Raw genomic sequence first — 13,388 nt, 5'->3', positions numbered from 1 at the left:
TCGCGTTGATTAAGCTCGCGGAGCGCACCTCGGCCATCCGCGCAGTCAAAAACAAACCCGAAAAACGCTATCGGGTGGCGCGCGAAGTGTTCGATATCTATGCGCCGTTGGCACATCGCCTGGGTATCGGTCATATCAAGTGGGAGCTTGAAGATCTAAGCTTTCGCTATCTTCAGCCCTTGGCTTACAAGAAAATTGCCAAATTGCTTGATGAAAAGCGGCTGGATCGCCAACGCTATATAGAAGAAGCGATTGCACTGATCAGTGAGTCCGTCGGCAAAGAGGGCGTTACTGCGGAAATTGTCGGGCGGGCCAAGCATATATACAGCATTTGGCGAAAAATGCAGCGTAAAGGTATTGGTTTTTCCCAGGTTTATGACATTCGCGCAGTGCGTATTTTGGTGCCGGATATCAAGTCCTGTTACACCGTGCTCGGCGTTGTACACGGCCTGTGGCGCAATATCCCGAACGAATTCGACGACTATATCGCCAACCCCAAAGAGAACGGTTATCGCTCCTTGCACACTGCCGTGATCGGGCCGATGGGCAAAGTGCTGGAAGTGCAGATCCGCACCAGCAGCATGCACGAAGAGGCAGAATTTGGTGTCTGTTCGCACTGGCGTTACAAAGGGGCCGATGCCAGCGGGAAAAACACGGCTGGATACGAAGAGAAAATCGCCTGGTTGCGTCAGGTACTGGATTGGCACGAAGAAAGTGGCGACAACCTCGATATCGCTGACCACTTTCAGCACGCCCAGGACAGGGTGTATGTGTTTACGCCCGATGGCCACGTGGTCAACCTCCAATACGGTTCAACCCCACTGGACTTTGCCTATCACATCCATACGGAAGTGGGGCATCGCTGTCGGGGTGCGAAGGTCAATGGCCGCATCGTACCGCTGACCTATACGCTGCAGACCGGTGAGCGGGTTGAAATTCTCACCGGGAAGGAAAATGCGCCACGACGAGACTGGTTACAGTCTAATCTTGGGTACCTGAAAACGTCTCGGGCGCGCAGCAAAGTACAACACTGGTTCCGGCAGCAGGCCAAGGAAGATAACGTTCTGGCCGGTCGCTACTTGCTGGAAAAGGAATTCAAGCGACTGGGGCTGACCAGCGTCGACTACAAGACCATTGCTAATAAGGTGAACTGCCAATCGGTTGATGACATGTACGCGGCGGTTGGCGCGGGTGACCTCAGTTCCATGCAGGTTATTAAAGCTGCGCATTCCCTGCTGGGCCAGGACGAGCCGAAGCTGCCGCAATTTGGCAGTGGCCCAGCGTCGCCAACCGATGCATCGAGTGATATCAGTATCAGCGGTGTGGGTAATCTGTTAACCCAGATAGCCGGCTGCTGTAAGCCTTTGCCCGGTGAAGCCATTTCGGGGTACATAACGGTTGGGCGAGGTGTCAGCGTTCACCGCCAGGACTGCAAAAAGCTGCTCCACCTGCAGGCCGTTGAACCTGAGCGCATCATTGAAGTCAGTTGGGCGGGGCGTAAAACAGAAACTTATCCTGTGGATATTGCCCTGGAAGCCTATGATCGCCAGGGGCTATTGCGCGATATCACCAACCTGTTGAGCAATGCCCATGTAAACGTCATTTCCATGACGACCAATACCGACACGAAAAGCCACATTGCCTCAATGCAGCTGCGTGTCGAGGTTGCAGGACTGGCGGAGCTGGCGGATCTATTTGCCAAGTTGAACGGGTTGCCGAATGTTGCCACTGTGCGCCGTATAAGCGAGCTTTGATGTATACCCTGGATGATCTTCGCGAGTTAATGCGCTGCCTGCGTGACCCTGACCACGGCTGTCCCTGGGATCTGAAGCAGAATTACCAGAGTATTGCACCCCATACGCTGGAAGAGACCTACGAGCTGATTGATGCCATCGAGTCGCACGATGTTGATCAGATTCGGCAGGAGCTTGGGGATGTGTTATTTCAGGTGGTGTTTTACGCTCAGTTGGCAGAAGAGGCTGGTGATTTCAGCTTTGATGCCATCACCGATAATATTGTTCGAAAATTGCTGCGCAGACATCCGCACGTATTTCCGGACGGTGTGCTGGAGCGCCCTGGCAATGGCCGCCATGCCAGCGAGCAGGAGATAAAAGCTCGGTGGGAGGAGATCAAGGCAGAAGAGCGAGCTGGCAAAGCGCAAACTGGTATCCTCGATGATATTCCGCAGTCGCTACCGGCGCTGACCCGGGCACAGAAGCTCCAAAAACGGGCGGCAACCATTGGTTTTGACTGGCCATCGGTGGACGGGGTGCTGGAAAAGCTTACGGAAGAGCGAGCAGAACTCGAAGAGGTGTTGCACAGCAACGACCGCGAGGCCCAAGCCGAAGAGCTGGGTGATTTATTGTTTGTCGCGGTAAACCTCGCGCGTCACTTGGGCTTCGATGCCGAAACCGTGCTGAGAGACTCAAATCGCAAGTTTGAGCGTCGCTTTCGGGAAATGGAGCAGCTGTCAGCCAAACATTTGAGAGAGCAGTGCCCCGCAACCCTGGAGTCGCTGTGGGAGGAGGCCAAGCGGCGCCTCAAGTCAGCGGATTAATGTCCCGCTGTTTTGTACTGCGCCAGGTGTTTTTGCAGTAATACCCGGTAGCGCGGCGTTGGGCCAACGTCCTCGTAAAGGGGGTCTCCGAATTCATCGTGCGAAACCACCGCTTTGCCGCGCACATAGGGCAGCGTGCGCTCCACTTCTGCCAGCGAGGCAGATAATAGATCAGTGACGATTTCTTCGAGGGTGCGGCGCGGATAAAGCTCCGCTAAAGCGCGTAATTTGGAGGCCTCTTCGAGAGGGAGTCGAACTTCGAACACATCTTTGGTCAGCTCAGCCCTTGCGGTGTCTTCCCAAAGATCGAGCAGCTCTTTGATTTCCATAGAACCTTCCGATTTCAGACAAGCACAAATGCTCACTATCATCATAGAGCCGAATTGGTCGGCTTCGCAACTTAAAATCCATAAAATACGTACAAATATCAAGCGATCTGGCGCTGTCGCCACCGGCCGCAACGGCTGCTCTGGCGGGGCTTGGGGTTGTGCTGGGGCAGGGAGCTGTGTATCTTGTCGCCTCTTTCGCGGGCAGCCCCCTGCCTGCGACCGGAATTACACCGTGGGGAGCAAACCATGCGCGTTATATTGTTGGGGCCACCAGGGGCTGGCAAGGGCACCCAAGCCCAGTTTATCTGCGAGCACTTTTCCATTCCGCAGATTTCAACTGGCGACATGCTGCGGGCTGCTGTTAAAGCAGAGTCGAAGCTCGGGCTTCAGGTAAAGGAAGTCATGACATCGGGCGGGCTTGTGTCAGATGAAATCATTATCGCGTTGGTCAAAGAGCGTATTCAGGCCGACGACTGTGCCAATGGCTTTTTATTCGATGGCTTTCCACGCACCATTCCGCAGGCTGAAGCCCTGCAGGACGCCGGCGTGGTTATCGACAAGGTGCTTGAAATCGCCGTTGCCGACGAGGAAATCGTGTCGCGCATGAGCGGTCGTCGGGTGCATGAAGCATCTGGTCGAACCTACCACGTGGACAATAATCCACCAAAGCAGGCCGGTGTCGACGATGTGACCGGTGAGCCGCTGGTGCAACGCGAAGATGATCAGGAAGACACAGTGCGTAAACGTCTCTCGGTATATCACGAGCAGACCAAGCCATTGGTAGACTTCTATCAGAACCTGAGTGGCGCTAATGCACCGTCGTACGCCAAGGTAGAAGGTGTAGGCAGTGTAGAAGAGATCAAGCAGCGGGTACTGTCTGCGCTGGCCTGATTCTTCCAATGTGTCCCCGAAAGCGCCCAACGGCGCTTTTTTTTTGCCAGTATAATGTGATCGCTACATAAAAAGGCTGCGTAATCTATGCGCAGCGATGGTGACGCGGAGAGAGCTATGCCAGACAAAGCTATGCCAGACAAAGCGGTAATTCTGATTAATCTGGGCACACCCGACACCCCCGATGCGAAGGGTGTAAGGGCCTTTCTTAAGGCATTTCTTTCTGATCGCAGAGTGGTTGAAGTACCGCGCCTGCTCTGGCTGTTCATACTCTACTGCATAATTCTTCCATTTCGTTCCCCAAAAGTGGCAAAGAAGTACCTTCCGCTCTGGGCTGCCGGCGATTCACCGCTGAGATTGTTTAGTGAGCAGCTGCGAGACCAAGTGCAGGAACAGCTCGACGATGAGGCGCGTGTCTGTTTGGCAATGACCTATGGTCGACCGGGAATTTCCGATGTGCTGGATGAATTGCGTGCCGATGGCGTGAACGCCTTCTGTTTTATTCCTTTGTTCCCCCAGTATTCAGCGACTACCACCGCAGCCGCTATGGATATTGTTGGGCGGTATTTTCAGCGCCAGCGTGATATCCCTGCCTGGAATTGGGTTCGTAACTACCACGACGATGACTACTACATTGCTGCCTTGGCAGCACAAGTGAGAAGTCATTGGGCTTCGCACGGTCGCCACGAGAAGCTATTGATGTCGTTTCACGGCATCCCCAAGCGCAATATTTTGCTGGGCGACCCTTACCAGCGCCATTGTGAAGTAACAGCGCAACGGTTGGCCGATGAACTCTCGCTTTCCGAAAATGAATGGGTGCTTACCTATCAATCAAGGCTTGGTAAGGCTGAATGGTTGCAGCCCTACACAGATAAAACGGTGGAACAGCTCGCTCGTGACGGGTGTAAGTCGCTCGATGTTATTGCCCCGTCGTTCGCTGTTGATTGTCTTGAAACTCTCGAAGAGCTCGATACCGAGGCAGCGGAGATATTTTACGAGCACGGTGGTGAAAGTTTTTCCTATATTCCCTGTTTGAATGCGTCGCAAGATCACGCCAGTTTGTTAGCGTTACTGGCGCGTAAAAATTTGCAGGTGTTTTGAGTTTTTTGGGTGAAAAATTGAAACTTGAAACGTGTTTCCTTTAAAAATTTATAAAATTGGATAACTTTTTCGTAAAAAGTCGTTGAATTTTGTGTATTTCTTTGGCGTTTTCTTGGCTGTTGTTTAATTTATGTGCTATTTTGATTTCGACAGTTTCTGTTGATGCGTGTCGAGGAGAAAATAATGGCCGTTAAAAAAGCAAAAGCAAAAGCAAAAACAAGAAAAGCGCCTGCCAAGAAACGAGCGCGGAAAGCTGTAGTAACCACGCCCGCGGTGAAAAAAGCTGAAGCTGCTTTAACCAAAGCAAGCAAGGCTGTTGAAGCCGATCGAAAAGCAGTAGCCAGTGCGCGAAACGCTGCAACTGCAGCCAAAGCGAAAGCTGCGAAATCATCCCTCAAAGGGGATAAAAATGCAGCCAAGCGAGCGGCAAACGCTGTGAAGCGTGCCAATGAAAAGCTGCGTAAATCCCGTGAAGCAGAAGCAAAAGCCAAGTTGAGCCTTTCTAAGGTTCAGGTAGAGGCGAAGATCAAAGCTTCTGAGCAAGCGGTTAAAGACAAAGTAGCCGAACGTGCCAAAGCGCTGGACGACAAAACCGAAGCGGATATGAAGAAAGCGCTGTCGGCCTTCCAGTCTCGCTGGCGCAAGAAGCGTCTTGCAGCCAACAAGAAAAAATTGGCTGCCATAGCGCGTAAACTTGCCACCAAGCACAAGCAAGCGGCGAAGAAACTGGAAGCTAAAGCAAAAGCTGCGGAGAAAGCGGCGGCGAAAAAGGCGCGTAAGAAAGCAGCACCCAAAAAACGCAAAGCCCCCGCCAAGCGAAAAGCCGCAGCGAAAAAAGCGCCAGCCAAGAAGAAAGCTGCCGCCAAGAAAGCAAAGGCACCGCGTAAAAAGGCAGCCGCTAAGCGTGCAGCGCCAAAGAAACGCGCAGCCGCAAAGCGTAAAGCTAAAGCATAATCTGACATAGCGCCCGCGCGGGCGCTATCTACAGAGTGCAGCAACACAATAGGGAGCGACAGCTGTCAGGCAGCTGTCGCTTTTTTATTTTTCGGGGGGCGGTTTTGCTGCGGAACCCGGTACATAGTTCATATTTACGAAGGCCTGGCAGTTCTCGAAGGGGGTTGCCCGTTCTCCCAGGCCTTTCAGCCACCCTTTGACACTGCCATTGCTGTTATTCAATTGAACTGAAATATCGGTGAGGTACTGCGTCCGCACTAAGCACGGAAGGTAGTGTGGTCGTTCATCGGTAGCATAGGTCGCATTGACCTTGAACGTATCAAGGGTTTTTTTCAGGTCTCGGACAAGTGTTAGCGGCAATTTTGGCGTGTCGCAAGCAACAATCAATGTAAAGGGATTGCTGCAATGGCTGGCGCAGGCTTCTATACCCGCAAGGGGGCCGTTAAAACCGGTGCGGCTGTCTGGATAAACGGGATAACCGAATTGCCCGTAGTCCAGCAGGTTGCGATTGGCGCTGATAACAATCGACGCTACCTGGGGCGCAATACGGTCGATGACATGGGCTATCAGCGCTCGCCCTTCCCAGTCAACCAGCCCCTTGTCACGGCCACCCAGTCGAGCTCCCTGTCCGCCCGCCAGAATGATGGCATCAACTGTTGACGTGGTGGTTCTGTTCACTGCGCGACGCTCGTCAATTAGAGGAAAGGGCTGTGTTATCATGCGCACTCGTTTAACCAGCTGCATTGTAATTGGAGGCGGTCGCAATGGCCACTTTGCTAGCCTTGGAGACTTCAGGTGATGCCTGTTCGGTGGCCTTGTGGCGCGATGGAGATGTTGTCGAAAGACACGAGGTAACACCGCGCTCGCATACCCAGGCAGTCTTGCCATTGGTGGATGCCATTCTGTCTGAAGCGAATATGTCACTGCCCTCGCTGAATGCCATAGCATTTGGCTGTGGCCCCGGCTCGTTTACCGGGTTGCGGGTTTGTGCATCGGTGGTGCAAGGGTTGGCTTTCGCCGCGGATTTGCCCTGCTTGCCCGTGTCGAGCCTGGCGGCGCTCGCCCATACGGCTATCACCCAGCATCAGATAGGTGAGGGGCAGCGGATTCTCGTGTGTGTTGATGCGCGAATGGATGAAGTGTACTGGTGCGCCTATCGTGTGGTGGATGGTTTCCCGCAGGCGCTGGGCAATGAGCAGTTGTCTTCTCCGGAAGCCGTGCTACTCGAAGGCGATTTCCATCGAGTGGGATCAGGTTGGCAATATGCTGAGCGTTTGCCAGTATTCGCTGAAGGAGCTGATATTCATTTGTTGCCAAGAGCGACCAGTGTTGCTGCGCTGGGCGCTCAATTATGGTTGGCAGATGGCGCCGTACCCAGTGACCGTGCGCTGCCGCGATATTTGCGCGACGAAGTCGCCTGGCGTTGATCGTTATCATTATTGGAAGGTAATCTCACTGTGGATCTGATTCAGGCGCTTATTCTGGCCATCGTGCAAGGGCTCACGGAGTTTTTGCCGGTGTCCAGTTCTGGTCATCTGGTATTGCCAGCGGCGTTGCTGGGATGGAAAGACCAGGGCTTGGCCTTTGACGTTGCGGTGCATTTTGGGTCGCTGCTTGCTGTGGTGGTGTATTTCCGGCGTGATATTCTGAGCTTGTTCACGGCCTGGTGTACCAGCCTTGCCAAACGTGAGGCTAGTGATGACAGTCGGCTGGCCTGGTGGGTTGTTGTGGGAACTCTCCCGGCGATTGTACTGGGTTTTCTGTTTGATGATTTTATTGAAGCGCATTTGCGCACAGCGTGGGTGCTGGGCACCACGACACTGGTGTTTGGTTTGTTATTGGCATTTGCCCAGCGCTTTGCGGCTGACAAAAGCTGCAGAGATTTAACCTTGATGATGGTGCTGATTATTGGCTTTGCCCAGGCGCTGGCATTAATTCCCGGCACCTCGCGTTCGGGTATCACGATTACGGCGGCGGCCTTTCTTGGTCTGAGTTTGTTCGAGGCGTCCCGTTTTTCCTTCTTGCTGTCGATTCCGGTTATTTCCGGCGCGGCACTGCTGAAATCGCTCGATCTTTTTGGTGCCGAAGCGGCCATAGATTGGATGGTGTTGGTAAGTGCCATGGCCCTGTCGGGGATCACGGCATTTCTATGTATCGGCTGGTTTATGCGTTGGGTGGAGCGCATTGGTTTGGTACCGTTTGCGCTTTATCGCGTGGTGCTTGCCATGGCGATTTTTGCCACAGCCTATTGGCAAGTTTAGGGTGCCATGATGACAAATGATACTTCTCTGAAAATTACCTTCCTTGGTCTTGGCGTTATGGGATTTCCCATGGCCGGGCATCTGTCTTCGCGTTACCGCGTTACTGTCTATAATCGGAGCGCCGATAAAGCACGACTTTGGTTAGACACGTACACCGGTGAGGCGGCGAATACACCTGCGGCGGCGGTTGTCGATGCAGACATTGTGTTCAGCTGCCTAGGCGCTGATGAGGATGTGGAGACGGTGCTGACCGGGACTGACGGTGTTCTGGCCGCAATGAAAACCGGCGCGATACTGTGTGATCACACCACAACGTCGGCAGAACTGGCACGCCGTATGGGGCAGGCGGCGCTCGCCAAAGGCATCCGCTTTGTGGATGCGCCGGTATCAGGTGGTCAGAAAGGTGCGCAAGACGGTGTGTTGACCGTGATGATGGGCGGTCGTGAAGCGGATTGCGCGGCTCTTTATCCGGTCTTGGAATGCTATGCCAAGCGCGCCAAGCGGTTGGGCGATATTGGCGCCGGCCAATTGACTAAAATGGTTAATCAGATTTGTATTGCCGGTTTGGTGCAGGGTTTGGCTGAAGGTATTCAGTTTGCCAAAAATGCCGGGCTGGATGCTGCTGAAGTGGTTGATGTAATTTCCAAAGGCGCGGCTCAGTCCTGGCAGATGGAAAATCGTTACCAGGCGATGATCGATGGGGAGTTTGATTTCGGTTTTGCCGTGGAATGGATGCGTAAGGATTTGAATTATGCGCTTGCCGAAGGTCGTCGCAATAATAGCCACCTGCCGGTAACCGCGCTGGTTGATCAGTTTTACAGTGAAGTTGAGGCGATGGGCGGGGCCCGCTGGGATACCTGCAGCTTGGTAGCCCGCCTAGAGAAGTATTCCGGGAAGTGATGGTAATGGAAAAGTCAGGCATGCAGGATAAAGACGCTTTTAATCGGGAAATGCTGGAGTTTTTGCAGGCAAGCACCACACCATTTCACGCGGTAGCGGAAATGAGTCGTCGCCTTGACGCTGCGGGTTTTAGCGCGTTGCGCGAAGCAGATGCCTGGGAGCTTCAGGCCGGTGGTAAGTACTATGTGCAACGCAATCAATCAAGTTTGGTGGCATTTGTTTACGGCACGGACGAATTGCCTGAAAAGGGCTGGCGGATGTGGGGCGCACATACGGACAGCCCCTGCCTGAAGCTTAAGCCAAAACCAGATATCGAAAAGAAAGGGTATCGCCAGTGGGGCGTACAGGTTTACGGTGGCGCTTTGCTGAACCCGTGGTTTGACCGCGATTTGTCGTTGGCTGGACGGGTTCACTACCAGACAAAAGATGGTGCGTTAAAACAACGCTTGATCGATTTGCAGCGTGCCGTGGCGGTTATTCCCAGTCTGGCTATCCATCTGGATCGTGAGGCAAATAATGCGCGGACGGTAAACCCGCAAACGGATATGCCGCCTATTGTGTGTTTTTCCGGCGACAACTCGGATCTGGAGACGCTGCTTCTGGAATATCTGAAGGCGGAGGGTGCGCCCGACGCGGTTGAACTGATAGATTTCGAGTTGAGTCTTTACGATACGCAGCCGCCTGCGGTGATAGGCTGGCGTAACGAGTTTATTGCCAGTGCCCGGCTCGATAATCTGCTGTCCTGTTTTGTAGGCCTCCGAGGTTTATTGGCGGCGGGCAATAAAACGCATGCAGTCTTGGTCTGTAATGACCACGAAGAAGTCGGTAGCTTGTCGGCCATCGGTGCTCAAGGGCCAATGCTCAAAGCTATTTTGCAGCGCGTCGTGGGCGATCACGAAAGCTTCGAGCGGGCTATCCACCAGTCCTTGATGGTGTCGGCGGACAACGCCCACGGCGTTCATCCCAATTACGTTGACCGGCATGATAACAATCACGGACCCTTGCTGAATGCCGGGCCGGTGATCAAAATCAATGCCAATCAGCGCTATGCGAGCACCAGTGAAACCAACACGTTGTTTACCGCCTTGTGCAAAGCGTGCGATGTGCCCGTACAGCAGTTTGTCATTCGCAGCGATATGGGCTGTGGTAGCACGATCGGGCCTATCACGTCTGGTGCGCTCGGTGTGCGGACAGTGGACATTGGCGTGCCAACATTTGCTATGCATTCCTGCCGAGAACTGGCGGGAAGTGAGGATGCCCACGGACTGGCCAAAGTTGCAGCGCATTTTTTTGCCAGTCGCGAGTTGCCGCAAATATAGTATCTAGCGGATTAAAAATTGGCTGGCTCGCTCCTGCTATCGGGTGCGAGCCAGGTTCGAAGATAGATTACAGTTTGAACTCAGGCTTGCGCTTCGCTTTGAAGGCGTTAATGCCTTCGCGGCCATCGGCAGTGTTCATCATCGCGGCAATACCCTGGGATTCCACTTCCATCTGGGTTTCCAGGCTTTCGTTAAACGTACTGGCCAGCAAGCGCTTGATAACACCGTGCGAAAGGCGAGGGCCGGCGGCCAACTGGGCGGCGAGTTTTTCCGCTTCTTCCATCAGTTCAGAATCTGCCACAACGCGCGTTACCATCCCCCAGTCTTCTGCTTCTGCTGCGGTCACGCGGCGGTTGGTAAGCATCAGTTCCTGGGTGCGGCGCAAACCAATCAGGCGCGGCAGAAAATAGGACGAGCTGCCGTCGGGGCTGGCGCCGATGCCGGTGTACGCCATGGTGAATTTGGCCGACTCTGCAGCCAGAACCATGTCGCCGATAAGTGCAAGGCTGAAACCTGCGCCAGCGGCGGCACCGTTGACCGCAACAATCAATGGCGCATTCATGCGGGTCAGGCGGGAGATGGCGGCGTGTAGATATGCGGTAATTTCTTTGACCAGTCCACCGACATTGTTACCGGCCTGATCGAACGCCTGTATGTCGCCGCCCGCACAGAACAGCTTGCCGTTGCCGGTCAGAATGACTGCACGTACCGAGTCTGATTCACTTACTGTGATAGCAGCCTGCATCAATTCTCTGGCTAGCTCGACATTCAGCGCGTTAGCGGCATCGGGTCGGTTTAAGGTAATCTTGGCGATGCCATTTTGCTCTTCAAGAGTAAGGGTATTGTAGTTGCTCATTGTATGTGTCTCTTTGCTTGGATGCGGCGAGACTAGTTTAGCCGTTGCTGGGGGTCAAGTCGCCGCGTTATGCGAATTCTTGTGTTATCTGCCTATCATGCTGCTAGCCACGATTACTGGTTGCAGGGTTTGCAAGCGCATTTACCGCAGATACAGTGGCGAGTTCTAACCATGCCGCCGCGCTATTTTAACTGGCGAATCCGTGGCAATCCCTTGAGCTGGTTCAGTGAGCAGCGGCACTTGCTAGACGATCCGGTGGATCTGGTCATCGCTACTTCAACTGTCGATATAGCTACCTTGCGCGGTCTTGTCCCAGCGCTGCGCAATATCCCCTGGGTGGCATATTTTCATGAGAACCAGTTTGCGTATCCGCCATCGCCACAGGGTTCCCGTCAGCAGCAGATAGAACCGCAGATGGTAAATCTCTACGCAGCGTTGGCGGCAGATCAATTGTGGTTTAACTCACGTTATAACCTGGACACTCTGATCGCGGGTTGCGAGGCACTATGCCGTAAATTGCCGGATCAGGTTCCCGAAAATGGCTGGTTTGAGTGCTTGCGGCAGAAGTCGCGGGTATTGCCGGTGCCGTTGCGGGCGTTGGATAGTGTTGCTGGCCGTGAAGAGGAGGTAGCGCCAGAACAACCCTTGCGACTTGTCTGGAATCACCGCTGGGAATATGACAAGGGCGTGGCGCAACTGGAAGCGCTGGTGACAGCTTTAGAACGTGGCCGACAGCTGGTTGAGCTGACATTGCTTGGGCAGCGCTTTCGGACCTTACCTGAGGAGATGAAACGCCTGCTGGCGAAGCCGGGCAATGGGTACGTACGCGTTGTTGATACAGGGTACGTAGCTGACAGGGCAGAGTATCTGGCGGAGCTGGGGCGGCAGCAGGTTGTGCTTTCCACTACATTGCATGATTTTCAGGGTTTGGCAGTGATGGAGGCGGTACAGGCCGGGTGTGTGCCATTGCTACCTGATCGGCTGTGCTACCCGGAGTTTTTTGCTGATGCGTACCTTTATCCATCACGGCCCGGTTTGCCGGCGGATGAAGCCATGGCGGTGGTGGCGCGACTGTCCAGCTGGCGTCGCGACGGATTGCCGCCTTGCCCGTCATTGGCTTCACTGGCTTGGGATCGCCTCGCAACTGATTACCAGCGCGCCATTGACGATGCTGTCAGTAACATTTTGCCCCGGGAGCCAGTATCATAGTCGGCTTCTACTGTATTGATACCCTGTAATCTGGAAACTCTGGAGCTTTTAGTGTCATCCGAAAAACTTCGCGTTCTGACCGGAATCACAACAACTGGTACGCCCCACCTTGGAAATTACGTTGGGGCGATTCGCCCGGCCATCGCCGCGAGCAAATCTACTGACTTTGATTCCTTTTTTTTCCTCGCCGATTATCATGCATTGATCAAGTGTCATGAACCGGAGCAGGTGCGGCAGTCGGCGCGCGAGATAGCGGCTACCTGGCTGGCGCTTGGGCTCGATACCAATAACACCACATTTTACCGTCAGTCAGACGTGCCGGAAATTCCCGAACTTACCTGGGTACTCACCTGTGTTGCGGCCAAGGGATTGATGAATCGCGCACATGCCTATAAGGCGGCGGTGCAGGCCAATGAAGAGGAGCAGCAGGATCCGGACTTCGGTATCAACATGGGGCTGTTCAGTTACCCGATATTGATGGCTGCCGATATCCTTGCCTTTAACGCGCACAGAGTGCCTGTAGGTAGAGACCAGGTTCAGCATCTGGAAATGGCGCGAGATATCGCACAGCGCTTCAATCACCTTTACGGGGATACGTTTACGTTGCCCGAGGTGCAGGTGGACGACAATATGGCGGTGCTCAAAGGTCTAGATGGTCGCAAGATGAGCAAGAGTTACGGCAACACCATTCCGTTGTTCCTGCCGCCGAAGAAAATGCAGAAAGCGATCAATAAAATAAAAACCAACCTGCTGGAGCCCGGCGAGCCCAAAGACCCTGATACGTCCACCGTGTTTCAGATATGGCAGGCTTTTGCCAGTGAGGAGCAGACTGCTTGGATGCGTAAGCAGTTTGCAGAAGGTATTGCCTGGGGCCAGGCCAAGAAAGAATTGTGTGCCTTGATTAATGACGAGCTGGCCGAGGCGCGCGATGAGTATGAGCGGTTGATGGCCGACCCTGGTTTTGTTGATGTGCAATTGCGCAAGGGTGCTGAGAAGGCGCGGGAAAGAGCG

Annotated in this window: 14 protein-coding genes; 11 read left to right on the top strand and 3 right to left on the bottom strand. The window is 53.9% G+C overall.

Annotation, left to right across the window (positions count from 1 at the left end; translation table 11 throughout):
* Together ABYP39_RS12545 and mazG are read left to right on the top strand one after the other, a co-directional pair.
* A partial coding sequence (locus ABYP39_RS12545) for a bifunctional (p)ppGpp synthetase/guanosine-3',5'-bis(diphosphate) 3'-pyrophosphohydrolase (protein ID WP_372782830.1) occupies positions 1-1,754 on the top strand: 1,754 nt, incomplete at its 5' end.
* A complete protein-coding gene (gene mazG, locus ABYP39_RS12540) occupies positions 1,754-2,557 on the top strand; it encodes a nucleoside triphosphate pyrophosphohydrolase (protein ID WP_372748248.1) in 804 nt (267 codons plus the stop codon). The genes ABYP39_RS12545 and mazG, both read left to right, overlap by 1 nt.
* Here mazG and ABYP39_RS12535 read toward each other — a convergent pair.
* Entirely contained in the window at positions 2,554-2,886 is a 333-nt protein-coding gene (locus ABYP39_RS12535; protein ID WP_372748247.1) for a type 1 pili tip component, read from the bottom strand. The two genes, mazG and ABYP39_RS12535, sit on opposite strands and share 4 nt — an antisense overlap.
* A gap of 246 nt (positions 2,887-3,132) precedes the next feature.
* On the opposite strand from ABYP39_RS12535, the gene adk reads away from it, so the two are divergent.
* The 3 genes from adk to ABYP39_RS12520 all read left to right on the top strand — a co-directional run bounded on the left by adk (position 3,133) and on the right by ABYP39_RS12520 (position 5,832).
* Positions 3,133-3,777, top strand: a complete 645-nt coding sequence (gene adk / locus ABYP39_RS12530; RefSeq protein ID WP_372748246.1) for an adenylate kinase — start codon at positions 3,133-3,135, stop codon at positions 3,775-3,777.
* A 117-nt stretch (positions 3,778-3,894) separates the two neighbouring features.
* Positions 3,895-4,878 carry a ferrochelatase gene (gene hemH / locus ABYP39_RS12525; protein WP_372782828.1) on the top strand — a complete coding sequence of 328 codons (984 nt, stop codon included), beginning with the start codon at positions 3,895-3,897 and terminating at the stop codon, positions 4,876-4,878.
* Positions 4,879-5,061: 183 nt separating this feature from the next.
* The gene (locus tag ABYP39_RS12520; protein ID WP_372748244.1) at positions 5,062-5,832 is read left to right on the top strand and encodes a hypothetical protein; all 771 of its coding nucleotides are present in this window, start codon (positions 5,062-5,064) and stop codon (positions 5,830-5,832) included.
* Positions 5,833-5,916: 84 nt separating this feature from the next.
* Here ABYP39_RS12520 and mobA read toward each other — a convergent pair whose 3' ends face one another.
* The gene (gene mobA / locus ABYP39_RS12515; protein ID WP_372748243.1) at positions 5,917-6,552 is read right to left on the bottom strand and encodes a molybdenum cofactor guanylyltransferase MobA; all 636 of its coding nucleotides are present in this window, start codon (positions 6,550-6,552) and stop codon (positions 5,917-5,919) included.
* A 44-nt stretch (positions 6,553-6,596) separates the two neighbouring features.
* Between mobA and tsaB the strand changes: the two genes are divergently transcribed.
* From tsaB to ABYP39_RS12495, 4 genes are read left to right on the top strand one after another with little or no spacing between them, the layout of a single operon-like run.
* On the top strand, positions 6,597-7,259 hold the full coding sequence (gene tsaB / locus ABYP39_RS12510; protein WP_372748242.1) for a tRNA (adenosine(37)-N6)-threonylcarbamoyltransferase complex dimerization subunit type 1 TsaB: 663 nt from the start codon (positions 6,597-6,599) through the stop codon (positions 7,257-7,259).
* Positions 7,260-7,289: 30 nt separating this feature from the next.
* Positions 7,290-8,093, top strand: a complete 804-nt coding sequence (locus ABYP39_RS12505; RefSeq protein ID WP_372748241.1) for an undecaprenyl-diphosphate phosphatase — start codon at positions 7,290-7,292, stop codon at positions 8,091-8,093.
* Positions 8,094-8,099: 6 nt separating this feature from the next.
* Entirely contained in the window at positions 8,100-8,993 is an 894-nt protein-coding gene (locus ABYP39_RS12500) for an NAD(P)-dependent oxidoreductase (protein WP_372782826.1), read from the top strand.
* Between the two features lie 5 nt (positions 8,994-8,998).
* Positions 8,999-10,312 (top strand): M18 family aminopeptidase, encoded by a 1,314-nt coding sequence (locus tag ABYP39_RS12495; protein WP_372758792.1) that lies wholly within the window; start codon positions 8,999-9,001, stop codon positions 10,310-10,312.
* 67 nt (positions 10,313-10,379) lie between these two features.
* On the opposite strand, the gene ABYP39_RS12490 is transcribed toward ABYP39_RS12495, so the two are convergent.
* Positions 10,380-11,168, bottom strand: a complete 789-nt coding sequence (locus ABYP39_RS12490; RefSeq protein ID WP_372750640.1) for an enoyl-CoA hydratase/isomerase family protein — start codon at positions 11,166-11,168, stop codon at positions 10,380-10,382.
* A 69-nt stretch (positions 11,169-11,237) separates the two neighbouring features.
* On the opposite strand from ABYP39_RS12490, the gene ABYP39_RS12485 reads away from it, so the two are divergent.
* Both ABYP39_RS12485 and trpS read left to right on the top strand, forming a co-directional pair.
* Positions 11,238-12,377, top strand: a complete 1,140-nt coding sequence (locus tag ABYP39_RS12485; RefSeq protein WP_372782824.1) for a DUF3524 domain-containing protein — start codon at positions 11,238-11,240, stop codon at positions 12,375-12,377.
* 51 nt (positions 12,378-12,428) lie between these two features.
* On the top strand, positions 12,429-13,388 hold a 960-nt coding region (trpS, locus tag ABYP39_RS12480; RefSeq protein WP_372782822.1), incomplete at its 3' end, for a tryptophan--tRNA ligase.

Source organism: Litorivivens sp., from assembly GCF_041625495.1.
Taxonomy (GTDB): Bacteria; Pseudomonadota; Gammaproteobacteria; order Pseudomonadales; family Spongiibacteraceae; genus Litorivivens.
Note: the sequence above shows the minus strand (reverse complement) of the source record. Positions and strands in the feature narration are given on the sequence as shown.

What these genes read in the sequence shown, in the direction of transcription:
- mazG (WP_372748248.1), top strand. Translation starts at nt 1,754, where the DNA reads ATGTATACCCTGGATGATCTTCGCGAGTTAATGCGCTGCCTGCGTGAC.
- ABYP39_RS12535 (WP_372748247.1), bottom strand. Translation starts at nt 2,886, where the DNA reads ATGGAAATCAAAGAGCTGCTCGATCTTTGGGAAGACACCGCAAGGGCT.
- adk (WP_372748246.1), top strand. Translation starts at nt 3,133, where the DNA reads ATGCGCGTTATATTGTTGGGGCCACCAGGGGCTGGCAAGGGCACCCAA.
- hemH (WP_372782828.1), top strand. Translation starts at nt 3,895, where the DNA reads ATGCCAGACAAAGCTATGCCAGACAAAGCGGTAATTCTGATTAATCTG.
- ABYP39_RS12520 (WP_372748244.1), top strand. Translation starts at nt 5,062, where the DNA reads ATGGCCGTTAAAAAAGCAAAAGCAAAAGCAAAAACAAGAAAAGCGCCT.
- mobA (WP_372748243.1), bottom strand. Translation starts at nt 6,552, where the DNA reads ATGATAACACAGCCCTTTCCTCTAATTGACGAGCGTCGCGCAGTGAAC.
- tsaB (WP_372748242.1), top strand. Translation starts at nt 6,597, where the DNA reads ATGGCCACTTTGCTAGCCTTGGAGACTTCAGGTGATGCCTGTTCGGTG.
- ABYP39_RS12500 (WP_372782826.1), top strand. Translation starts at nt 8,100, where the DNA reads ATGATGACAAATGATACTTCTCTGAAAATTACCTTCCTTGGTCTTGGC.
- ABYP39_RS12495 (WP_372758792.1), top strand. Translation starts at nt 8,999, where the DNA reads ATGGAAAAGTCAGGCATGCAGGATAAAGACGCTTTTAATCGGGAAATG.
- ABYP39_RS12490 (WP_372750640.1), bottom strand. Translation starts at nt 11,168, where the DNA reads ATGAGCAACTACAATACCCTTACTCTTGAAGAGCAAAATGGCATCGCC.
- ABYP39_RS12485 (WP_372782824.1), top strand. Translation starts at nt 11,238, where the DNA reads ATGCGAATTCTTGTGTTATCTGCCTATCATGCTGCTAGCCACGATTAC.